Source organism: Burkholderia sp. 3C, from assembly GCF_054589155.1.
The window spans coordinates 1-21,671 of sequence record NZ_BAAILN010000043.1; the positions used below are offsets into that span (position 1 = coordinate 1).

The 21,671-nt window shown below is 66.7% G+C and carries 20 protein-coding genes and 1 riboswitch; of the genes, 15 read left to right on the top strand and 5 right to left on the bottom strand.

Annotated elements, in window-relative coordinates:
* The first annotated feature begins 241 nt into the window (after nucleotides 1-241).
* The 11 genes from ACYP33_RS06295 to metF all read left to right on the top strand — a co-directional run bounded on the left by ACYP33_RS06295 (nucleotide 242) and on the right by metF (nucleotide 13,059).
* Nucleotides 242-775, top strand: a complete 534-nt coding sequence (locus tag ACYP33_RS06295; RefSeq protein ID WP_414443608.1) for a DUF2844 domain-containing protein — start codon at nucleotides 242-244, stop codon at nucleotides 773-775.
* A gap of 17 nt (nucleotides 776-792) precedes the next feature.
* Nucleotides 793-2,043 (top strand): DUF3443 domain-containing protein, encoded by a 1,251-nt coding sequence (locus tag ACYP33_RS06300; RefSeq protein ID WP_459620452.1) that lies wholly within the window; start codon nucleotides 793-795, stop codon nucleotides 2,041-2,043.
* A gap of 266 nt (nucleotides 2,044-2,309) precedes the next feature.
* On the top strand, nucleotides 2,310-2,831 hold the full coding sequence (locus ACYP33_RS06305) for a VOC family protein (protein WP_459620454.1): 522 nt from the start codon (nucleotides 2,310-2,312) through the stop codon (nucleotides 2,829-2,831).
* A gap of 486 nt (nucleotides 2,832-3,317) precedes the next feature.
* The gene (flhB, locus tag ACYP33_RS06310) at nucleotides 3,318-4,520 is read left to right on the top strand and encodes a flagellar biosynthesis protein FlhB (protein ID WP_414443611.1); all 1,203 of its coding nucleotides are present in this window, start codon (nucleotides 3,318-3,320) and stop codon (nucleotides 4,518-4,520) included.
* Nucleotides 4,517-6,622 carry a flagellar biosynthesis protein FlhA gene (flhA, locus tag ACYP33_RS06315; protein ID WP_414443612.1) on the top strand — a complete coding sequence of 702 codons (2,106 nt, stop codon included), beginning with the start codon at nucleotides 4,517-4,519 and terminating at the stop codon, nucleotides 6,620-6,622. The genes flhB and flhA overlap by 4 nt, the downstream gene beginning before the upstream one ends.
* Nucleotides 6,619-8,370 (top strand): flagellar biosynthesis protein FlhF, encoded by a 1,752-nt coding sequence (flhF, locus tag ACYP33_RS06320; protein ID WP_459620456.1) that lies wholly within the window; start codon nucleotides 6,619-6,621, stop codon nucleotides 8,368-8,370. The genes flhA and flhF overlap by 4 nt, the downstream gene beginning before the upstream one ends.
* Nucleotides 8,363-9,175 (top strand): nucleotide-binding protein, encoded by an 813-nt coding sequence (locus ACYP33_RS06325; RefSeq protein ID WP_414450564.1) that lies wholly within the window; start codon nucleotides 8,363-8,365, stop codon nucleotides 9,173-9,175. The genes flhF and ACYP33_RS06325 overlap by 8 nt, the downstream gene beginning before the upstream one ends.
* Nucleotides 9,176-9,201: 26 nt before the next feature.
* Nucleotides 9,202-9,963, top strand: coding sequence for an RNA polymerase sigma factor FliA (locus ACYP33_RS06330; RefSeq protein ID WP_414443615.1), 762 nt, complete (start codon nucleotides 9,202-9,204; stop codon nucleotides 9,961-9,963).
* A gap of 164 nt (nucleotides 9,964-10,127) precedes the next feature.
* Nucleotides 10,128-10,195: riboswitch (S-adenosyl-L-homocysteine riboswitch) on the top strand.
* A 101-nt stretch (nucleotides 10,196-10,296) separates the two neighbouring features.
* Entirely contained in the window at nucleotides 10,297-11,715 is a 1,419-nt protein-coding gene (gene ahcY, locus ACYP33_RS06335) for an adenosylhomocysteinase (RefSeq protein ID WP_414450563.1), read from the top strand.
* Nucleotides 11,716-11,858: 143 nt separating this feature from the next.
* Nucleotides 11,859-12,212 carry a phage holin family protein gene (locus tag ACYP33_RS06340; protein WP_206126279.1) on the top strand — a complete coding sequence of 118 codons (354 nt, stop codon included), beginning with the start codon at nucleotides 11,859-11,861 and terminating at the stop codon, nucleotides 12,210-12,212.
* Between the two features lie 16 nt (nucleotides 12,213-12,228).
* Nucleotides 12,229-13,059, top strand: coding sequence for a methylenetetrahydrofolate reductase [NAD(P)H] (gene metF, locus ACYP33_RS06345; RefSeq protein WP_414443617.1), 831 nt, complete (start codon nucleotides 12,229-12,231; stop codon nucleotides 13,057-13,059).
* Between the two features lie 82 nt (nucleotides 13,060-13,141).
* Here the strand turns inward: metF and ACYP33_RS06350 are convergent, their stop codons facing one another.
* The 4 genes from ACYP33_RS06350 to ACYP33_RS06365 form a co-directional block, all read right to left on the bottom strand.
* Complete coding sequence (locus tag ACYP33_RS06350) at nucleotides 13,142-13,447, bottom strand: helix-turn-helix domain-containing protein (RefSeq protein WP_414443618.1); 306 nt, start codon at nucleotides 13,445-13,447, stop codon at nucleotides 13,142-13,144.
* A 16-nt stretch (nucleotides 13,448-13,463) separates the two neighbouring features.
* The gene (locus ACYP33_RS06355; protein ID WP_459620459.1) at nucleotides 13,464-14,726 is read right to left on the bottom strand and encodes a type II toxin-antitoxin system HipA family toxin; all 1,263 of its coding nucleotides are present in this window, start codon (nucleotides 14,724-14,726) and stop codon (nucleotides 13,464-13,466) included.
* 197 nt (nucleotides 14,727-14,923) lie between these two features.
* A complete protein-coding gene (locus tag ACYP33_RS06360; protein ID WP_414450561.1) occupies nucleotides 14,924-15,616 on the bottom strand; it encodes a dienelactone hydrolase family protein in 693 nt (230 codons plus the stop codon).
* Between the two features lie 310 nt (nucleotides 15,617-15,926).
* Nucleotides 15,927-16,199, bottom strand: coding sequence for a hypothetical protein (locus ACYP33_RS06365; RefSeq protein WP_414443621.1), 273 nt, complete (start codon nucleotides 16,197-16,199; stop codon nucleotides 15,927-15,929).
* On the opposite strand from ACYP33_RS06365, the gene ACYP33_RS06370 reads away from it, so the two are divergent.
* A complete protein-coding gene (locus tag ACYP33_RS06370; protein ID WP_414443622.1) occupies nucleotides 16,198-17,340 on the top strand; it encodes a branched-chain amino acid ABC transporter substrate-binding protein in 1,143 nt (380 codons plus the stop codon). The genes ACYP33_RS06365 and ACYP33_RS06370 overlap by 2 nt on opposite strands.
* A gap of 105 nt (nucleotides 17,341-17,445) precedes the next feature.
* Here ACYP33_RS06370 and ACYP33_RS06375 read toward each other — a convergent pair whose 3' ends face one another.
* The gene (locus tag ACYP33_RS06375; protein ID WP_414443623.1) at nucleotides 17,446-18,651 is read right to left on the bottom strand and encodes an MFS transporter; all 1,206 of its coding nucleotides are present in this window, start codon (nucleotides 18,649-18,651) and stop codon (nucleotides 17,446-17,448) included.
* 179 nt (nucleotides 18,652-18,830) lie between these two features.
* Between ACYP33_RS06375 and ACYP33_RS06380 the strand changes: the two genes are divergently transcribed.
* The 3 genes from ACYP33_RS06380 (at nucleotide 18,831) to ACYP33_RS06390 (ending at nucleotide 21,646) form a co-directional block, all read left to right on the top strand.
* Nucleotides 18,831-19,487: a HugZ family pyridoxamine 5'-phosphate oxidase gene (locus ACYP33_RS06380; RefSeq protein ID WP_459620463.1), complete on the top strand. Its 657-nt coding sequence runs from the start codon at nucleotides 18,831-18,833 to the stop codon at nucleotides 19,485-19,487.
* Between the two features lie 431 nt (nucleotides 19,488-19,918).
* On the top strand, nucleotides 19,919-20,212 hold the full coding sequence (locus ACYP33_RS06385) for an H-NS histone family protein (RefSeq protein WP_414450558.1): 294 nt from the start codon (nucleotides 19,919-19,921) through the stop codon (nucleotides 20,210-20,212).
* A gap of 288 nt (nucleotides 20,213-20,500) precedes the next feature.
* Entirely contained in the window at nucleotides 20,501-21,646 is a 1,146-nt protein-coding gene (locus tag ACYP33_RS06390) for a cation diffusion facilitator family transporter (protein ID WP_459620465.1), read from the top strand.
* The last annotated feature ends 25 nt before the right edge of the window (nucleotides 21,647-21,671 follow it).

Below are 21,671 nucleotides of genomic sequence, written 5' to 3' on the forward strand. Positions count from 1 at the left end.
TAAGCCGGCGGCGGGCGCGCGCACGTTGACGCCGGGCCGGCCGGCACCGCGTGCGGCGAATTGTTACTTCTGCTTACGCCCGGGCGATCCCGGTTGGTTTTTGCCATCTCTCACAGGCATACTGTCGAGCGACAGCGACCGGGCCGCCGCCAGACAGCCCGGCGGTTTGCGCTGAGAGCACTTGCGGCGTCGGCGGCGCGCGTCCTGCGCGCTGCGGTGCCTGCCAACGAGGGGTGACAGGGTGAATTCGAAACGCATGCGCGGCCTGGCCGCGAAATGGGCCGCTGCCGCGCTGGCGGCGGGAACCGCCACCGGCGCGTTCGCCGCGCTGGGCGGGGCGCCGTCGGCGCCGCCGGCCGACGATACCGGGGCCGTGGTGCGCACATTGTCGCCGTCGGCGGCAGCCAGCTCGAAGCTGGCGGCGAGCACCGTCGCGGGCACCGGCACGACGCAATCCGCCGCCTACACGGTGCGCGAAACCACGCTTGGTTCCGGCACCGTGATCCGCGAATACGTGGGCACCAACGGCGCTGTATTCGGGGTCGCGTGGCAAGGTCCGACCAAGCCCGATTTCGCCACGATCTTCGGCGATTATTTCTCCAGCTACACCAGCGGCGTCGAAGCCTCGCACGCGGCCCACGGCCTGCGTGCGCCGGTCGCGATCGATTCCGGTTCGCTCGTGGTGCGTTCGGGCGGCCACATGGGCGCCTTCACCGGCTCGGCCTGGTTGCCCCAGGCTCTGCCCGCCGGCATGTCCGGCGCCGACATCCAGTGACCATCGGGAGTCCGACCTTGCGAATTCCATCGAATCCTTTCCGCGCACTCGCCGCACTGGGCCTGGTTGCGTTGACGGTCGCGCTCGTCGCCTGCGGCGGCGGTGGCGACAATGACAGCAGCAGCAACGCCGGTTCCTCGGGCAGCAGCGCCAACGGCCAAGCGGGCAACGGCAGCGCGGTGGGCACCGGCAATACGGTGCCGATCGTCGTCAACGCGGGCGTGGCCAACGTGGTGAACATGCCGACCGTGTCGGTCACCGTCTGCGCGCCGGGCTCCTCGACCTGCCAGGTGATCGGCAACGTGCTGCTCGACACCGCCTCGTACGGCCTGCGGCTCGTCAGCTCGGCCGCCGCCAGCGTGCTCGGCAGCCTGCCGACGGCCACCGCCTCGAACGGCGGCGCGCTGACCGAATGCGGCCAGTTCGTGTCCAGCTACACCTGGGGCACGGTGCGCAGCGCCGACATCAAGCTGGCCGGCCTCACCGCCAGCTCGGTGCCGCTGCAGATCATCGGCGACCTCGGCACCTCGAACGTGCCGACCTCCTGCTCGAACGGCGGCACCTCGGCCAACACGGTCAGCGCGCTCGGCGCGAACGGCATCCTCGGCGTCGGGCCGTCGCCGCTCGATTGCGGCTCGGGCTGCGTGAGCTCGACGGCGAACAGCAACTACTACTCGTGCCCGTCGAACGGCACCTGCACGCGCACCACGGTCGCGCTGGCCAACCAGGTGGCGAACCCGGTGTCGCGCTTCCCGAGCAACAACGACGGCGTGATCGTCCAGCTCAACGCACCGAGCAACGGCACGGCCACCGGCACGCTGACGCTCGGCGTGGGCAGCTTGCCGAGCGGCGTCACCAAGCTCGCGACCACCACGGCCGGCAACCTGACCGGCACGTTCCAGGGCCGCGCCATCTCGTCGGCGTTCATCGACAGCGGCTCGAACGCGTACTTCTTCGACACCAGCGACAGCGCGACGCTGCCGACCTGCAGCCAGAACCCCTCGTTCTACTGCCCGTCGACCACGGTCAGCCTGACGGCCACGCTGACCGCCTCGGGCGGCGCAACCAGCCTCACGGTGCCGTTCTCGGTGGTCAACGCGCAGAACCTGTTCAACTCGGGCGGTTTCGCGCTGGCGAATCTGGGCGGGCCGTTCGGCCAGAGCAGCACGCTCGATCTGGGCCTGCCGCACTTCTACGGCCGAAGCATCTACTTTGGCATCGACCAGCGTTTGATCGGCGGTACGCAGACGCCTTACGTGGCGCTGTAAGCCACCTGAGCCGGCCGAACCGCCGGCTTTGCACAGAGGTTCGAAGGGCGCGACCTCGCGCACCGCTCCGGCAGGGGCGGTCGCGACGGTCGCGCCCTTTTTCGTTTTTTGCGGGTGACGGCGCCGGCGGCCTATCATCGAAAACCGGCCGGGCGTGCCCGACGCGCGCGCGGCTTCAACGAAGCTCGCCGAATCCTGCCGGAAACCGCCGGCATCCGCGCCGACGCGCACCGGCCGGCCTCGGCGAGACGATCCGGAGACAGGCCATGACCTTGACCCCTGCGACGGCGCGGCCGTCGATCCAGCGCATCACGCCGTTCCTGTGGTTCGAGCACGACGCCGAGGCGGCAGCGCATTTCTACGTGTCGGTGTTCGACGATTCGCGCATCACGCGTGTGGCCCGCTACGGCAAGGAGGGCGCGCGCGCCGCCGGCCAGCCCGAGGGCACGGTCATGACGGTCGGTTTCGAGCTGGCCGGCCAGGCGTTCTCGGCGATCAACGGCGGGCCGGTGTTCCGGATCACGCCGGCCGTGTCGTTCGTCGTCAATTGCGAGAACCAGGCCGAGATCGACCGCTACTGGGCCGCGCTGGCCGACGGTGGCGATGCGGCGGCGCAACAATGCGGCTGGCTCAAGGACCGTTTCGGCGTGTCGTGGCAGATCGTCCCGGTGCAGTTGCCGGCGCTGCTCGGCGACGCCGACGCGGCGCAGTCCGGCCGTGTGATGGCCGCGTTGATGGCGATGAAGAAGCTCGATCTGGCGGGGTTGGAGCGCGCGGCGGCGGGTTGAGGCAGGCCGGCACGGACGGCGCGGGGCGATCGGATCGGCCGCGTTCCGATCGCCGCCGCCTCCATGCCGGCTCGCCAAGCCGCGCTCGGGCCGGCTGGCGTTATCGTTGATGCCGATGCCGATGCCGATGCCGATGCCGATGCCGATGCCGATGCCGATGCCGATGCCAGTTGCCGCTACCGCCCGCCGTTGCCTCGTTCGCCGGCTGTTTCCGTTTTGTCGCCGCCGCCCGTGCCGGGCCGGGCCGTTGTCCCGCCGCCCCGGTCATGTCTGGCCGTGCTCCCGCCGAGCCGCCCATCCCGGCCCCAAGCTACCCGCGATCCCCCGGCGCACCTGCCCGCCGCCCTGTCGTTTTTACCACCCACCCGACTCCATCGCCGGAAATACCCCGGTTTCCCTGCTTTCCTCGACCGATCGCCGCTCGACACGTCCATCAATAATCGATGCACTGGAAACGGCATCCCGCTGTTTCCCCCGGAGGCTGCAGTGGCAGAGGACAGCGATCTCGAGAAAACCGAAGAAGCCACCCCCCGGCGCCGTGAAAAGGCGCGGGAGGAGGGGCAGGTCGCGCGCTCGCGCGAACTGTCGTCGTTCGCGTTGCTCGCGGCCGGCTTCTACGGCGCCTGGCTGCTGTCCGGCCCGATCGGCCTGCATCTGCGCACCATGCTCGAAGGCGCGCTGCGCTTCGACCACGCCAGCGCGTTCGATACCAACGCCATGCTGACCGGCGCCGGCCGCGCCGGCATGGAAGGCCTGAGCGCGGTGGCCCCGGTGCTCGCGCTGACCGGCCTGGCCGCGCTCGCCGCGCCGCTGGCGCTGGGCGGCTGGCTGCTCTCGTCCAAGGCGATCGGCGTCAAGTTCGACCGCCTCAACCCGATTACCGGCCTGGGCCGCGTGTTCTCGCCGAAAGGCGTGATCCAGCTCGGCATGGCGCTGGTCAAGACGCTGGTGGTGGGCGGCATCGGCGGCGTCGCGATCTGGCGCAGCCGCGACGACCTGCTCGCGCTCGCCACGCTGCCGCTGCACGAAGCGCTGGCCGACGCGATGCACCTGATCGCCGTGTGCTGCGGCATGACGGTCGCCGGCACGCTGGTGGTGGCGGCCCTCGATGTGCCGTACCAGATGTGGCAGCACAACAAGAAGCTGCGCATGACGAAGGAAGAAGTGAAGCGCGAGCACCGCGAAAACGAAGGCGATCCGCACGTGAAGGGCCGCATCCGCCAGCAGCAGCGCGCGATGGCGCGCCGCCGCATGATGTCCAACGTGCCGAAGGCCGACGTGGTCGTCACCAACCCGACCCACTTCGCGGTTGCGCTGCGCTACGCCGACGGCGAAATGCGCGCGCCGAAGGTGGTCGCCAAGGGCGTGAACCTGGTCGCCGCCCGCATTCGCGAACTTGCCGAGGAACATCGCGTGCCGATTCTCGAAGCGCCGCCGCTCGCGCGTGCGCTGTATCACAACGTCGATCTCGAACGCGAGATCCCCGGCCCGCTGTACGGCGCCGTGGCCGAAGTGCTGGCGTGGGTCTACCAGCTCAAGCGTTTCCGCAGCGAAGGCGGCGCGTTCCCGGCCGAGCCGACCGGCCTCGACGTGCCGGCCGAACTCGACAAGGGCAGCGAGATTGCCGACGAAGACGAAGCCGAGGAAGCCGACGAAGCGCTCGGCGGCCGCACCGGAGGCGCCGCATGAGCACGCCGACCTCGCTTCCGGGCGCCAAGCGCGCCGGCCGCCTCGACGTGGCGAACCTGCGCGCGCTGGCCGGCCCGGTGCTGATCGTCATGATCCTCGGCATGATGATCCTGCCGCTGCCGCCGTTCCTGCTGGATCTGCTGTTCACGTTCAACATCGCGCTGGCGGTGATGGTGCTGCTGGTCAGCATGTACACCATGAAGCCGCTCGATTTCGCGGCGTTCCCGAGCGTGCTGCTGTTCTCGACGCTGCTGCGCCTGTCGCTGAACGTCGCCTCCACGCGCGTGGTGCTGCTCGAAGGTCACACCGGCCCCGACGCGGCCGGCCAGGTGATCGAGGCGTTCGGTCACTTCCTGGTGGGCGGCAACTTCGCGGTCGGCATCGTGGTGTTCGTGATCCTGATGATCATCAACTTCACGGTGATCACGAAGGGCGCGGGGCGGATCGCCGAAGTGTCGGCGCGCTTCACGCTCGACGCGATGCCCGGCAAGCAGATGGCGATCGACGCCGACCTGAACGCCGGCCTGATCAACGAGGACCAGGCCCGCAAGCGCCGGGTCGCGGTGGCGCAGGAAGCCGAGTTCTACGGCTCGATGGACGGCGCCTCGAAGTTCGTGCGCGGCGACGCGATCGCCGGCCTGATCATCATGGTGATCAACGTGCTGGGCGGCCTGATCGTCGGCATTGTGCAGCACGACATGAGCTTTGCCGCCGCGGGCAAGAACTACACGCTGCTGACGATTGGCGACGGCCTGGTCGCGCAGATCCCGTCGCTGGTGATCTCGACCGCGGCCGGCGTGATCGTCTCGCGCGTGGCGACCGACGAGGACATCGGCACCCAGATCACCGGCCAGTTGTTCGCCAACCCGCGCGTGCTGCTCATTACCGGCGTGATCATCGCGGTGATGGGCCTGATCCCGAACATGCCGCACTTCGCCTTCCTGCTGCTGGGCGGCGGGCTGATCTGGCTGGCGCGCTCGATGAGCCGCCGCGAGGCCGCCAAGCGCGCCTCCGGCGACGTGACCGAGATCGCGCCGCCCGCCGCGCTGCCGGCCGACAGCCACGAAGCCACCTGGGAAGACGTCACGCTGATCGATCCACTGGGCCTCGAAGTGGGCTACCGGCTGATCTCGCTGGTCGACAACAGCGGCGATGGCGAACTGCTCAAGCGCATCAAGAGCATCCGCAAGAAGTTCGCGCAGGAAATCGGTTTTCTGCCGCCGGTGATTCATATCCGCGACAACCTGGAGCTGCGCCCGAACGGCTATCGCATCGCGCTGAAGGGCGTCGAGGTGGGCACCGGCGAAGCGTTTCCGGGCCAGTGGCTGGCGATCAACCCGGGCCAGGTCACGGCCGCGCTGCCCGGCGCGCAGACGCGCGACCCGGCGTTCGGCCTGCCGGCGGTGTGGATCGACGTGTCGCAGCGCGAACAGGCGCAGGTGTACGGCTATACCGTGGTGGACGCCAGCACCGTGATCGCCACCCACCTGAACCATCTGGTGGTGCAGCACGCCGCCGAGCTGCTCGGCCGCCAGGAAGTGCAGGCGCTGCTGGAGCGCACCGGCCGCGACGCGCCGTCGCTGATCGAGGATCTGGTGCCGAAGACGGTTTCGCTGACCACGCTGCAACGCGTGCTGCAGAACCTGCTGGAAGAAGGTGTGCCGATCCGCGACATGCGCACCATCATCGAAGCCGTGTCGGAGCAGTCGGGCCGCATCACCGATCCGTACGAACTGACCGCCGTGGTGCGGCTCGCGCTGGGACGCGCGATCACGCAACAGTGGTATCCGGGCACCGGCGAAATGCAGGTGATGGGTATCGACGCAAATTTGGAGCGGGTGCTGTCGCAAGCGCTCGCCACGGGCGCGAACCCCGGTCTCGAACCGGGTCTCGCGCACACGCTGCTGATCGGCACGCAAGAAGCGATGCTGCGGCAGCAGAACATGGGGCTGCCGCCCGTGCTGCTGGTGCAGCACGCGCTGCGCGCGATGCTCGCGCGTTTCCTGCGCCGCAGCCTGCCGCAACTGAAAGTGCTGTCCTATGCCGAAGTGCCGGAAACACGCACGATCAAAGTCACGAACGTCATCGGGGGTAACGCTTGAACATCCGCAAATTCACTGGCGCAACGAGCCGCGACGCACTGCGTCTGGTGCGTGAAGCGCTTGGCGGCGATGCCGTCGTGCTGTCGAACCGCACGCTCGACGACGGTTCGGTCGAAATCGTCGCGCTCGCGGACGCCGAGCTGGCCGCGCTGGCGCCGAAATCGCCGGCCGCCGCGCCCGCGCAGGCCCGCGCGCTGCCGCCCGCCGCCCGCCCGGCGCCGGCCGCCAACGCTGCCGCCGCGCCCGCCGCGCCGCGCATGCCGGCCAATCCGTACGCCTCGGGCGACGTGTTCTCGTCGATGTTCGGCGCGAGCGCCGACACCACGGAACCGGCCTCGGCTGCCTCGCGCTACGACCTGGGCGACGACGACCAGCACGACGCCGCCCCGGCCGCCGCCGCACCCGCCTACGAACCGGCCCCGGCCGTCGCGCCGTCGACGCCGGCCCCGTGGCTCGTCGAGCACGCGCGCCGCCTGACGCGCCAGCACGATGCGATCTCGGCCCCGGCCGCACGCGGCGAACCGGTCACGGCCGCCGAATTGAATGCGGCGCTCGACGATAGCGCAACGCCCGAATGGGCGCGCGACATCGTGCGCAACGTCGCCGCCCGCGTGGAGCCGCCGCAACGCCCGGCCGCCCCGGCCGCTGCGTCCGCCCCGGCGATCTCGCCGGCCGTCGCCAAGCTCGCCGAGCGCGTGGTGCGCGGCACCCAGACGCCGGCCGCCTCGATCGCCGACGAAGTCAATTCGCGCATCGAGCGGATCGTCAACGAGACGGTGATGAACGAGCTGTCGGCGATGCGCGGCATGATGGAAGAGCAGTTCGCCGGCCTCGTATGGGGCGACCGCCAACGCCGCAGCCCGCTGCATGGCGCGCTGACCAAGCGCCTGTTCTCGGCCGGCTTCTCGGCGCAACTGGTGCGCACCCTGGTCGACAACCTGCCGGCCGACGTGTCGGCGGGCAGCTTCGAAGGCGCCTGCGAGTGGGCCGAAACGGTGCTGGCCGGCAACCTGCCGGTGCTCGACAGCGAGGATGCGCTGATGGAGCGCGGCGGCGTGTTCGCGCTGATGGGGCCGACCGGCGTGGGCAAGACCACCACCACCGCCAAGCTGGCCGCGCGCTGCGTGATGCGCTTCGGCGCCAGCAAGGTCGCGCTGCTGACCACCGACAGCTACCGGATCGGCGGCCACGAACAACTGCGCATCTTCGGCCGGATTCTCGGCGTGCCGGTGCATGCGGTGAAGGATGGCGGCGATCTGCAACTGGCGCTCTCGGAGCTGCGCAACAAGCACATCGTGCTGATCGACACGATCGGCATGAGCCAGCGCGACCGCACCGTGTCCGACCAGATCGCGATGCTGCAAGGCGCCGATTCGCGCGTGCAGCGGCTGCTGCTGATGTCGGCGACCAGCCACGGCGATACGCTCAACGAAGTGGTGCAGGCCTATCGCGGCGCGGGTCAGACCGATCTCGCCGGCTGCATCCTGACCAAGCTCGACGAGGCCACCAACCTCGGCAGCGTGCTCGACACGGTGATCCGCTACCAACTGCCGGTGCACTACGTGTCGACCGGCCAGAAGGTGCCGGAGAACCTGTACGTCGCCACCCGCAAGTTCCTGCTCAAGAGCGCGTTCTGCGTGCCGCGCGACGGCTCGCCGTTCGTGCCGCACGAAGACGAACTGCCCGGCATGCTGTCGGCTCTGGCCGGCCGCCCGGGCGCCGGACAACACGAGGTCTACTTTGGATAAGCGCACTACCGATCAGGCCGAAGGATTGCGGCGCTTGCTGGCCGGCCGCGCCACCCGGATCGTTGCGGTCACCGGCGGCCCGTCGGGCGTCGGCTGCACCTCGGCGGTCGTCAATCTGGCTGCCGCGCTGGCCGCGCTCGGCAAGGACGTGCTGGTGGTCGACGAGCGCTCGGACGTGGAATCCGCCACCGCGACGCTGGCCGGCGCCTGGTTGCGCACCGGCACCACGGTGCGTCACGAGGCCGGCTTCTCGCTGTGCGTGGCGGCCGATCTGGCGCGCGACGGCTACGACGACGAGCGCCTGGCCGCCTATCTCGACGGCGCGGCGGACATCGTGCTGGTGGACGCCCAGCGCGACGCGAACGGTGCGCTGTCGGCGCTCGCGCGCGCCGCGCACGACGTGCTGATCGTCACGCGGGTGGCCGGCGCGGCGATCACCGAAGCCTATGCCTGCATGAAGCGCCTGCACTACGCGCACGCGCTCGCGCAGTTCCGCGTGCTGATCAACCACGTGCAGAGCGAAGCCGATGCGCGCGCCGCCTACGAGAATCTGGCCGGCGTGGCGGGGCGCTACCTGACGGTCGCGCTGGAAGAAGGCGGCTACGTCAGCGCCGATCCGCTCGTCGCGCGTGCCCGCGAACTGGTGCACACGGTGGTGGACGCGTTTCCGTCGGCCGCCGCCGCGCGCGACTACCGGCAGATCGCGTCGGACCTGCTGTACTGGCCGATGCGCTCGGCGCCGGTCGCCGGCCGGCCGTTCGCCGCTACGCCGGCCGTCGAACGGGGTGCGGCGCAAGCCGCCTGACCCAAAGGGCTATCAGGAGAGAGCCGATGTACAACGCTCAAGGAAAACTGTCCACGTCGGCGATGGCCGAGGCCGGGATGGGGCAAGCCGAGGTGCTCGCGAAATATGCGCCGCTGGTGCGTCGTCTGGGCCTGCAACTGGTCGCGAAGATGCCGGCCAGCGTCGATCTCGACGACCTGATCCAGGCCGGCATGATCGGCCTGCTCGACGCGGCCGGCCGCTACAAGGAAGATCAGGGCGCGCAGTTCGAAACCTACGCGACGCAGCGCATTCGCGGTGCGATGCTCGACGAGCTGCGCAGCAACGACTGGTTGCCGCGCAGCCTGCGCAAGACCTCGCGCGAGGTGGAGCAGGCCGTGCACCGCGTCGAGCAGAAGCTCGGCCGCCCGGCCAACGAAACCGAGATCGCCACGCACCTGGAGATGCCGCTCGACGAGTACCAGTCGATGCTGCAGGATCTGCACGGCAGCCAGTTGATCTATTACGAGGATTTCGACCGCTCCGCCGACGACGAGCCGTTCCTCGACCGCTATCGCGTGGACCATTCGGACCCGCTGTCGGCGCTGCTCGACGATCACCTGCGCGCCGCGCTGGTGGAGGCGATCGATCGCCTGCCCGAGCGCGAGAAATTGCTGATGTCGCTGTATTACGAGCGCGGGCTGAATCTGCGCGAAATCGGCGCGGTGCTGGAGGTCAGCGAATCGCGCGTGTGTCAGTTGCACAGCCAGGCCGTGGCGCGTCTGCGCGCCCGCCTGCGCGAACAGGCCTGGGTCGGCGCCGAACACTGAGCGCCGCGTATCGGGTGCCGCAGTGCGCCACGGCGCGCCGCACGAGGCCCGCAGGCGAGTGCCCGCCTGCCGCCATCGTCGCGATCGATCGCGGGATTTCGGCCGCCGAATCCCGCGCCGTGCGTGTGGGAATTGTTCACGACTGTTTGCTACAATCCGTGCTCGTTTCCGAGGAGCGTTGCGACGGGCGTCCTGCCCGCCAGGCTCGGAAATCTTCACCGCGCGGCCCGCACCGCCCGGCGGGTCCGTCCCCACGAACCCTCCGGCCAGCGAGCCGCTCCTTGAACGGCGCTCACGTCACCAATCTTTGATCCATCAAGAAAGGAGGGCGTGATGAACGCCGTTATCGATTCGAAAGCTTCCAACGATTACCTCGTCGCCGACCTGGCGCTGGCCGCCTGGGGCCGCAAGGAACTGAACATCGCCGAGACCGAAATGCCCGGCCTGATGCAGATCCGCGAGGAAAACAAGGCATCGCAGCCGCTGAAGGGCGCGCGCATCGCCGGTTCGCTGCACATGACGATCCAGACAGGCGTGCTGATCGAGACGCTGAAGGCGCTCGGCGCCGACGTGCGCTGGGCCTCGTGCAACATCTTCTCGACGCAGGATCACGCGGCCGCGGCCATCGTCGAAGCCGGCGTGCCGGTGTTCGCGTTCAAGGGCGAATCGCTCGACGAATACTGGGAGTTCTCGCACCGCATCTTCGAATGGCCGAACGGCGAATTCGCCAACATGATCCTCGACGACGGCGGCGACGCCACGTTGCTGCTGATCCTCGGCGCGAAGGCCGAGAAGGATCGCTCGGTGATCGCCAAGCCGACCAACGAGGAAGAAGTCGCGCTGTACAAGTCGATCGCCGCGCACCTCGACGCCGATCCGGTGTGGTACTCGACGCGCCTCGCGCATATCAAGGGCGTGACGGAAGAAACCACCACCGGCGTGCACCGTCTGTACCAGATGGAAAAGGACGGCCGCCTGCCGTTCCCGGCGTTCAACGTCAACGATTCGGTCACCAAGTCGAAGTTCGACAACCTGTACGGCTGCCGCGAATCGCTGGTGGACGGCATCAAGCGCGCGACCGACGTGATGATCGCGGGCAAGATCGCGGTGGTGGCCGGCTACGGCGACGTGGGCAAGGGCTGCGCGCAATCGCTGCGTGGCCTCGGCGCGACCGTGTGGGTCACGGAAATCGATCCGATCTGCGCGCTGCAGGCGGCGATGGAAGGCTACCGCGTCGTGACGATGGAATACGCCGCCGACAAGGCCGACATCTTCGTGACGGCCACCGGCAACTTCCACGTGATCGGCCACGACCACATGAAGGCGATGCGTCACAACGCGATCGTCTGCAACATCGGCCACTTCGATTCCGAAATCGACATCGCGTCGACCCGCCAGTACCAGTGGGACAACATCAAGCCGCAGGTCGACCACATCATCTTCCCGGACGGCAAGCGCGTGATCCTGCTGGCCGAAGGCCGCCTGGTCAACCTCGGCTGCGCGACCGGCCACCCGTCGTTCGTGATGTCGAACTCGTTCGCCAACCAGACGCTCGCGCAGATCGAACTGTTCGTGCGTGGCGAGCAGTACGAGAACAAGGTGTACGTGCTGCCGAAGCATCTGGACGAGAAGGTCGCGCGCCTGCATCTGGAGCGCATCGGTGCGAACCTGACGGTGCTGTCGCCGGAGCAGGCGTCGTACATCGGCGTGTCGCAGGAAGGCCCGTTCAAGCCGAACCACTACCGTTATTGATCGCCAGCCCGGCCTGCGGGCCGGGTCAGGGCGTGGCGCGCGGTGCTCCTCGCGGAGCGGCGCGCCACGCAGCGTCGGCCGCAAGCGCGGCCCAGCCGGGCCGTGTCGAACGGCCCGGTTTGTGTTTGTACTAGGAGCCTCTCATGTCCGTCATCCTGACCTGGATCATCAACGCGCTGGCGCTGCTGATCATCACGTACCTGGTGCCCTCGATTCATATCAAGAGCTTCGGGACGGCGCTGATCGTCGCGGTGGTGCTCGGCCTGATCAACACGATCCTGCGGCCGGTGCTGATCCTGTTGACGCTGCCCGTCACGATCCTCACGCTCGGCATCTTCATCCTGGTCGTCAACGCGCTCTGCTTCTGGTTCGCGTCGTCGCTGCTGAAGGGCTTCGAGGTGTCGGGGTTCTGGTCGGCGTTCTTCGGATCGATCCTGTACAGCATCGTGTCGTGGCTCCTGTCCGCCCTGATCTTCGGCCAGCGCAACCTGGGCTGAGCCGCTTTCCCGAATCATGAAACCGATCGAACTTTCCCTCGAATTCTTTCCGCCCAAGACGGCGGAAGGCGTCGACAAGCTGCGCGCCACGCGTGCGCAACTCCTGCCGCTCAAGCCGAAGTTCGTCTCCGTGACGTTCGGCGCCGGCGGCTCGACGCAGCAAGGCACGCTCGACACCGTGCTCGACATGCAGAAGGACGGCCTGGAGGCCGCCCCGCACCTGTCGTGCATCGGTTCGTCGAAGGACAGCCTGCGCGCGATCCTCGAGCAGTACCGCTCGCACGGCATTCGCCACATCGTCGCGCTGCGCGGCGATTTGCCGTCCGGCATGGGCGAGGTGGGCGAGCTGCGTTATGCGTCCGAGCTCGTCAGCTTCATTCGCGCCGAACACGGCGACTGGTTCTGGCTCGAAGTGGCGGCGTACCCGGAATACCATCCGCAATCGCGTTCGCCGAAGCTCGACCTGCAGCACTTCGCCGACAAGGTGAAGGCCGGCGCCAATTCGGCCATCACGCAGTACTTCTTCAACGCGGACGCGTATTTCCGTTTCGTCGACGATGCCGTGCGGCTCGGCGTGGACGTACCGATCGTGCCCGGCATCATGCCGATCACGAACTACACGCAGTTGATGCGCTTCTCGGAGATGTGCGGCGCGGAAGTGCCGCGCTGGATCGCGCGCCGGCTCGAAAGCTATCACGACGATCGCGAGTCGATCCGCGCGTTCGGCGCCGACGTGATCACCGCGATGTGCGAGCGGCTGATCAAGGCCGGCGTGCCGGGGCTGCATTTCTACACGCTGAACCTGGCTTCGCCGACGCGGGTGATCTGCGAGCGGCTCGGGTTTTGAGCGGCGCGTAGCCGGTTGCCGGTGCGGGATGCCGAGTGAAAAAACGGACCTTTCGGGGTCCGTTTTTTTCGGCTTGCGTGGCTCAACGCACGGCGCTTGGCGTGATGCTCTTGCGCCGGACCGGCACCAGCCCGACCTGCAGGCCGAACAATTTCGCGATGCTGTTCAGCGATTCGACGGTCGGGTTGCCGGTGCCGCGCTCGATGTCCTGAATGACGCGCCGGCTGACGCCGCGATGCGCGGCGAATTCGGCTTGCGTCAGGCCGGTCATCTTGCGCATCGCCTTCATGGCTTCCGGCAGCGTCAGGGCGCCTTGGCCGATCTGTTCGTAGAAGGCCAGGCGCAGGGCGTTCTGCTCGTCTCGGCTGGGGCGGGTCAGGCGCGGCATGAAAGGGCTCCGGGGTTCAAAGGGCTTGCAGTTGCCGGACCTGCGTGGCGATCGACGGCTTGAGGAATTCGGTGATGTCGGCATCGACGCGCTGCGCGGTCATGATTTCGGGGAGCTGTTCGAGTTGCTGCCCGAAGCGGCCGAGTTGCTCGCGCAGCGCGATGCGCTCGGGTTCCGGCACGGGCAGTGCGTCGAGAATCCTTCGCCAATCCGTCAGCTCGGCCCGGGTGTCGGGCGCGTACCAGCGCAGCGTGCGCGAGATCGCTTCGGGGTCGAGGTACATCGGCGCGAAATCGAACAGGGGCGTCAGTTGCACCGTGCCGTCGACGATCTGCACGGCCGTGTTGCGCGCGTGATTGTCGGTGTTGCGCATCGCCAGATTGAGCACGTCGCGCTTGATGAACTCGAGTGTTTCGGCGGCCGGATCGGTGACGACCTGGCGGATGCCGGCCACCACGTCGAAGAGGCTCGGACGACCATCGAAGCCGGCAAGCCCGAGCAGCGACGCGATGCTTTCCTGGTGAAGCCGTTCGACCTTGCCGTCGCGCACTCGCCGGTCGAAACGCGGGATGAACAGCACGTCGCCATGCAGGGCCGGCAGCTCGGCATGCGTGCGAATGCCGAGGGTTGCGGCCACGCGCATGTAGGCCGCCTCGTTGTGCAGCACCTTGCGGTCTGCCGCGCTGCTGCCTCGTGCGAGCTTGACGATGAAGTGATGGCGCGCATCGGCGTCGGCCAGGACGGCATCGCCATGCAGCAAGTCGGCCTCGTCGCGCGTCAGCAGATACTTCGGCGCGGCGCCCTGAATGCCTGTCGTACCGGAGTCGAGCATGCCGTGCAGGAACATCCTTTCCTTGAATTCCTCGCCGCGAGCAGCCACGTCGTCGATCGTCAGGCCCGGCAAGCCGCGCGTGTCCGGGTGCCGCGCGACGTGCGCGTCGAAGTACGCAACGGCTTCGGCCACGCGAATCCGACCGATCGGATTGAAGGCGCCCGCGCGTAACAGCGGAAAGTCAGCGGCCGGCCCATCGGCGAGCACCAGTTCACTGAGCAGGAAGCGACGGCCCGCGCCTTGCGGCACCACGTCGTAGAGGAATGCGGGCAGGGTTGGATTCGAGTGGATATCGAGCTCGACGGGTGCGGCCAGCGAAATCGGCGCGTGCATGTGCTCGATCGCGTAGCCGACGTCGTAGTTCCATTGGCAAAGGCCGCCGTCGAATTCGATTTCCGCGCAATCGACCCAATCACCAGCCAGGCATATTTGTAGTGTGCAATCCATCGATCAGCTCCTTATGCTTCATAAATGTAGCATAAAACGTCAATGGCGGGCTATCTGGCATCTTATAAGAAGCTTTATTCGCAATGAACGCGAAACCCGGACCCCCCCTCGGTTTCGCGCCCGCATAAAAAACCCCGAGGCAACGTGCCTCGGGCTTCTCGTCATCCGGCCGACCCTCCGGCCAGGACGCCTTCTGTTTACAGATGCTCGGCCAGGAACTGCAGCGTGCGCCCATGCGCCAGGGCGGCCGCGCGCTGGTTGTACGACGCGCGCACGTTGCAGTTGAAGCCGTGGTCGGCGTCCGGATACAGATGGAAATCGGCATGCGGCCGGCCCGCGAACGCGGCCTGCACCTGCGAGACGTGTTCCGGCGTAATGCCGTGATCGAGCCCGGCGTAGTGGAACAGGATCGGCTGCGTCACGTGGTTGGCCACGTCGAGGTGATTCTGGATGCCGCCGCCGTAATACGCCACGGCCACGTCGAATGCACCCGAGGCGGCGGCCAGGTAGGCGAGCCGGCCGCCGAAGCAGTAGCCGATGCCGGCCACGTTGCCGTCTACTTCAGGCCGTGCGCGCAGCGCGGCGGCGGCAGCGGTGATGTCGGCCGCGGCCTGATGCACGTCGGTTTTCTGGAGCAGCTCGATGCCCTTGTCGCGATCGGCGCCTTCGTAGCCGAGCTCGACGCGCGGCTGGGTGCGCCAGAACACGTCCGGCGCGAGCGCCACGTAGCCGGCCGCGGCATATTGATCGGCCACCGAGCGGATATGGCTGTTGACGCCGAAGATCTCCTGAATGATCACGACGGCCGGGCCCTTGCCGCCCTTCGGCAGTGCAAGGTAGCCGCCGAACGTTTCGTTACCGGTGGGAATGTCGATCCATTGCGAGGTCATGCTGGTCTCCAGACAAGGGACGCGCGCGGGAGGTGGCGCGCCCGCGATGAAAAAGGGCGGCGTCAGTGTGCCATCGTTCAGGCTTCGTTGCAGCGCGTCAGCGCACGGTCAACAACAGCGTGCGACGAGCGCATCCGGCGTGCCCGCATGACATCGATGCGAAGCGATCGCGTGCTATGCGAAGCGGCGCGCCGGGGTGCATGCGGTTGAATTGTTTTCGCCGGAAGTCATTGATCCTCCACATTATCCGAGGTGTTGAACAGGTGAATAAATCAACCGTTCGTGGTCCGGAATGAATTAGCGGAAACCCTTAACCATCAAGGCTTTTCACGAAGGCATACAGGCTGTCGCGGGCATCCGACATCGGTAGAGTTCCCACTACTTCAAAAAGATCCCACAATTTAATTTGATCACCTACACTTGCGCGCAAGTACTGCGGTGCGGCCGTTAAAAGCGTCCACCTCGCGTGCTTGCAGCCACGTGCATGACAGATGCGGCCGGCGACACTCCAATGGTGGATACACCGGGGATGGAGCGGGGAACCGGCGATGGCATTTTTTGGATCGAAACTGGAGACTTCCATGACTATCAAGATGCAAAAGCTGTTGCCGATCAGCGCGGCGGCGATGGTGTTTGCGGCGTTCGCGACGAACGCATCGGCTGACCAGGTCGTCAAGATCGGCCACGTCGCACCGTTGACGGGCGGCATCGCCCACCTCGGCAAGGACAACGAAAACGGCGCCCGCCTCGCGGTTGAAGAAATCAACGCGAAGGGCCTCACGGTCGGCGGCCAGAAGATCACCCTCCAGCTCGATGCACAGGATGACGCGGCCGACCCGCGTACCGCCACGCAGGTTGCGCAGAAGCTCGTCGACGACAAGGTCGTCGCGGTCGTCGGCCACCTGAACTCGGGCACCACGATCCCCGCGTCGAAGATCTACAGCGATGCAGGCATCGTCCAGATCTCGCCGTCGGCAACCAACCCGGCCTACACGCAGCAAGGCTTCAAGACGGCGTACCGCGTCGTCGCGACCGATGCGCAACAAGGTCCGGCACTGGCGAACTACGCACAGTCGAAGGGCTTCAAGTCGGTGGCCGTGGTCGACGATTCGACCGCCTACGGTCAGGGTCTGGCCAACGAGTTCGAGAAGAAGGCCAAGTCGCTCGGCCTGAAGGTTCTCTCGCACGACGCAACCAACGACAAGGCTGTCGACTTCCGCGCAATTCTGACCAAGATCAAGGGTGAGAATCCGGACGCGATCATGTACGGCGGCATGGACGCCACCGGCGGCCCGTTCGCCAAGCAAGCGAAGCAGCTCGGCCTGCGCGCGAAGATCCTGGCTGGCGACGGCGTGTGTACGGAACAGCTGTCGGACCTGGCTGGCGATGCAGCGGTGAACGTGGTCTGCTCGCAAGCTGGCGCGGCACTCGAAAAGATGCCGGGCGGCGCGGAATTCCAAGCCAAGTACCAAAAGCGTTTCGGCCAGCCGATCCAGATCTACTCGCCGTTCACGTATGACGCCGTGTACATCATCGTCGACGCGATGAAGCGTGCGAACTCGACCGATGCCGCGAAGATCCTCGCGCAAATGCCGACGACGGACTACAAGGGCGTGATCGGTGAAACCGTGTTCGACTCGAAGGGCGACCTGAAGCACGGCGTGATCTCGCTGTACGACTACAAGGGCGGCAAGAAGACGTTCCTCGACCAAGTCAAGATGTAAGCTGCGGTCACAGAGGGGGTAAAGGGCGCCCGTCGCAAGACGGGCGCCCTTTTTATTTGGCGCGGAAGACACCGCGACATGCCGCGCGGCATCTGATCGGCGGCGTCAGACGTTGAGCTTGCGCATCACCTTCGGTGCGGTCACGGCGACGATCGCCGCGCAGAGCGCCACGATCCACAGGCCGACCGTGAGGCCGGCCGCCTGCGCCACACCGCCGATCACCACCGGCCCGAACATCAGGCCGAAATACGCGAGGCTCGCGACGTGGGCCAGGCCCTCGGCCGGCGAGATGCCGGCGACGCGCGCGGCGGCGGCGAACAGCAGCGGCATCATGTTGGCGAGGCCGAGGCCCATCACCATGAAGCCGATCAGCGCGGGCGCGGGATACGGCAGCAGCAGCGCGCCGACCATTCCCGCGCAGGCCAGGCTCGCGCTCGCGAACACCAGTTGCGGCGAGCCGAAGCGCGCGCGCACCACATCACCGGCGAAGCGCCCGGTGGCCATGCCGCCCGAGAACGCCGCGTAGGCCGCGCTGGCAAAGGCCGGCGTGGCGGCCACCACGTCGCGCATGTATACGGTGGCCCAGTCGTACATCGCGCCTTCGGCGATCAGCGACACCAGCGCGATCGCGCCGAGCATCCAGAGCGCCGACGAGCGCCAGCGGTTCGCCGATTTGCCGTGCGCGGCTTCCTCGTGCGGCACGTGCGGCAGCACGGCCGGGCAGGCGATCACCAGCACCACCGCGCACACGGCCGAGGCCAGCGCCAGATGCACGGCCGGCGTCATGCCGGCCGACAGCGCCGCGCCGCCGAGCAACGCGCCGGCCATCCCGCCGATGCTGAACATGCCGTGCAGCATCGAGATGATCGGCCGGCCGAACGCGATTTCGACGGCGCTCGCCTCGGCGTTCATCGCCACGTCGAGCGTGGCCATCGAAAAGCCGAACAGCATCAGCACCAGCACCAGCAGCGGATAGCTCGGCGCGAGCAGGATCAGCGCGCCGAACACGCACATGCCGATCCCGCCGGCCAGGCAGGCGCTGCGCGTGCCGACGCGCGCGATCCATTTCGCGTTGGTCGTCATCGCGACGATCGAGCCGATCGCCACGGCGAGCAGCGCCAGCGACAGCAGCGCCGGGCTCAGGGCGAAGCGGTCGCGCACGGTCGGCACGTGCACCCCCCACGACGCGTACATCATGCCGGCGATGAAGAACAGCGCCATGGTGGCCGCGCGCGCTCGGCGGCGGGCGGAATCGGACAGCTCGCGATGGGCGGCGGGCAGCGGGGGAAGCCGGGAGGAATGGTCGGACACGGTGAGCTCGGCAACGTGCGATGCGGCGCTGGGCGGCCGGCTCGCACGGATGGTTGTTTTGAATGGCGCGGATGCGCCCGGCCAGGGCGATGGGCGACAATGCGCGCAAGCGTTTGATTCTAGCGGAGCGTCGTGGCGGTTGCGCGACCTCGCTCGGCGCGTCCGGCCCAGGGAGCTGCATGAATATTTCCGTCGAACTGCCGATTCATCTGTTGCATCGCCGTCAGATCGCCACGCTCGCGACGCAGGCGCGCGAGCCGGCCGGCTTTCCTTATCCGACCGCCGTGCCCTATGCGACCGATGCGCGGCACCGCCCGGTGGTGCTGATCAGCGCGCTGGCCGAGCACACCCGCAACCTTGTCGACGATGCCCGCGCGGGCTTGCTGGTGGCCGACGCGGCTGACGCCGCGGTGCTCGAAGCCGAGCGCATGACGCTGGTGGGGCGCTGCGCACGCGTCGACGGCGATCCGCATCTGGCCGCGCGCTATGTGCGTTATCACCCCGATGCGGCGCGTTATCTCGATCTCGGCGATTTTTCGTTTTGGGCACTCGATTGCGAGCGCCTGCGTTTCATCGGCGGCTTTGGCCGGATGGGCTGGCTCGACGGCCGGCAACTCGACGCGTTGCCGCCGCTGTCGTTTGACGAGGAACAGGCCGCCTGGGCGTTATATCCGAATAAAGTCAGCGAATTCGAATTGGCCGGCGTGGATCGTTATGGCGCCGACTGGCGAATGGCGGGCCGTGTGCAGCGCACGCCGTTTGCCGATGCGGCTGCCGATTTCGACCAATTGGCGGCTTCTCTGCATGTCGCGGCGGCTGGATTGAGCTTGTCCTGAAAGCGAATTGCGACATTTCTGAAAAACGTCGGCGTATCTTTTTGTGTAGCCTTAGCGGGGCCAAAGTAAGTATTCAGCAAGCTTTCGCACTTTTTCGGTGCATTCAATGATGCGTGGTTTTTAGCTAAACCTCTCGCTCGATGACAACTTTCAAACGAGAAAGTCGTGCCCGTTGCGTGGCCTGAAAGTATGAATATATGAACCATTCCCACCTAATCGATTGTGTCAATCATTTAAGCGGTAATTGAATTGCCGAGCAGGCGGTTGGCGCGTTCGCGATTAATCACAATCTTGCACACATATTTGCGTACACGGCGATTCCCACGTTTGATTTTTGTGCTAACCTCTGGCTCCATAATCCGAGGCATCAATACATGAAAATGGGTTAGCCGGCACAGACCGGCTCCGTTTAGTCAGAGAAAAGGAAATATATGTCTTCTTACAAGGACCTTCTCGCGCAGCGAGAAAAGCTGGAGAAGCAGATCGAGGAAGCCAAGGCGAGCGAATATACCGAGGTCCTCAATGATGTGAAGCAGAAGATCTCCGATTACGGTTTCTCGCTGGCCGACCTGGGCCTCAGCCGTACCAAGGCAGTCAAGGCTGGCCGCGTGCGCGCCGGTGTTGCAGCGAAATACCGCGATCCCGAATCGGGTTCGACCTGGTCGGGTCGTGGTAAGCCGCCGCGTTGGATCGCCGGTAAGGATCGCGAGCAATTCGCGATCTGAGTGTCGATGCAGCACGTTAAGACGGCTTAAGTCTGTCTTAAGAAAAGCAAGGGCCATTCACTCCGTCAAAGGAGTGCATGGCCTTTTTGTTGCGCTATTGAACAAAATGGGGATGCATCATGACTAGCCAATTGGCTGCATGATCGCGGGGCTAATCGCACGGTGTGGCGCATCGCTCTTTCGAGGCGATCCATAAGCACCTGATTTGCCGGGTTTTTCCTAAGTGCGTCAGCAGACGGACACGGCCTGCTTGATGAAATCTAAGAATTACTGATTGTATTGGTAATCATGGCCATATTTACCGCTGATGTGTCCGATGAAGAAAAGCATGCGGTGGCGCGCAAGAGCACCGGCGTCAGCATTGCGCTCAATGTGGTGCTGGCCACATTGCAGATCGCGGTCGGGGTAATCGGCCATTCGCAGGCCTTGATTGCCGACGGCGTGCATTCCCTGTCCGACCTGATCTCGGATTTCATCGTGTTGTTCGCCAATCGGCATAGCGGCGCCAAGCCCGACGCCGATCACAATTACGGCCACAGCCGATACGAAACCGTCGCTTCCTTATTACTCGGCGGCATTCTGATTGCCGTCGGTATCGGCATGCTGTTGCGTGCCGGCGAGCGCTTGGTGAATCTCGATGAAATTCCGCCCGTGCATGCGGTGGCGCTCGCGGTCGCCGCGTTGGTAGTGGTATCGAAGGAAGCGTTGTTCCGCTACATGCTGCGCGAGGCGCGGCGCGTGCGATCGGCGCTGCTGGTCGCGAATGCGTGGCATGCGCGCTCCGACGCGGCGTCGTCGCTGGTGGTGGCGATCGGCATCGTCGGCAGCCTGGCCGGCGTCAGGCTGCTCGACCCGATCGCGGCGGCCATCGTCGGCTTCATGGTTGCGCGCATGGGCTGGACGTTCGGCTGGGACGCCTTGCAGGATCTCTCGGATCGCGCGCTCGACGCCAAGGCCGCCGACGAGATTCGCGCGCTGCTGGTGGCGACGCCCGGCGTGCGCGACGTCCACGAATTGCGCACCCGCAAGATGGGCGATGCGGCGCTGGTGGATGCGCATATCCTGGTCGACCCGATGATTTCGGTGTCGGAAGGGCATTGGATCGCGGAGACGGCGCGCGCTCGCGTGCTCGACGACCCGCGCGTGCTCGATGCGCTGATTCACGTCGACCCGGAGAACGATACGGTCTGGCGCCGCCCGGCGCTGGCCTTGCCGGCGCGCGCCGAGGTGGAAGCGCGGATTCATGCCGCGCTGCGCGAACTCGGCGTGCATGCGACGTCGATGCAACTGCATTACCTGAGCACCGGCCTCGAGATCGACCTGACGGTGGCGAGCGATCCGGCATCGATCGATGCCGCCGCGTTGCGCGAGCGGCTCGGCGCGCGGCGACTCGACATTGCGCGGGTGCTGGCCGGCGACCCACGCCGTGCCTGAACGCGATGGAGGAGGCCGCGTTCCG